The sequence below is a fragment of the Paraburkholderia sp. SIMBA_053 genome, assembly GCF_046534895.1.
Classification (GTDB): Bacteria; Pseudomonadota; Gammaproteobacteria; order Burkholderiales; family Burkholderiaceae; genus Paraburkholderia; species Paraburkholderia caledonica.
The window spans coordinates 1-312 of record NZ_JAWRXU010000363.1 but is presented as its reverse complement, the minus strand read 5'-3'; the positions used below and the strand labels follow the sequence as shown (position 1 = coordinate 312).

The following is a 312-nucleotide window of genomic DNA, read 5'->3' as shown; positions in this document are numbered from 1 at the left end:
CGCGTGCGTCCATCGACTTTCCGGCGCGTATGAGTGCGACCGTAGACGAACGCGTCGGCATACCTCGGGTTGTGCAGAACGCGCACTACCTGGCTATGAGCGAGACTGCCCCACAGCAGTTCACCCTTGTGCGGACCTTTGCAGCACCGTCGTGGAAACGCCAGCTCGAGGTGATGCGCAGCGCGCGCGGTGGCCATCGCCGAACCCGTGCCTCTGAAGGTGTCGAACAGCCACCTCAGACAGTGCTGGACCTGCTGGTCCGGATCGAGGACGACCGCGCCCGCGGCGTCGTACACGAAGCCGACGGGCAGG

At 65.7% G+C, this 312-nt stretch carries 1 protein-coding gene; it reads right to left on the bottom strand.

Going from position 1 to position 312, the window contains the following annotated elements; all coding sequences use genetic code 11:
• The coding region (locus SB753_RS36005; protein ID WP_410804875.1) for a recombinase family protein at nt 1-312 on the bottom strand (312 nt) is incomplete at both ends.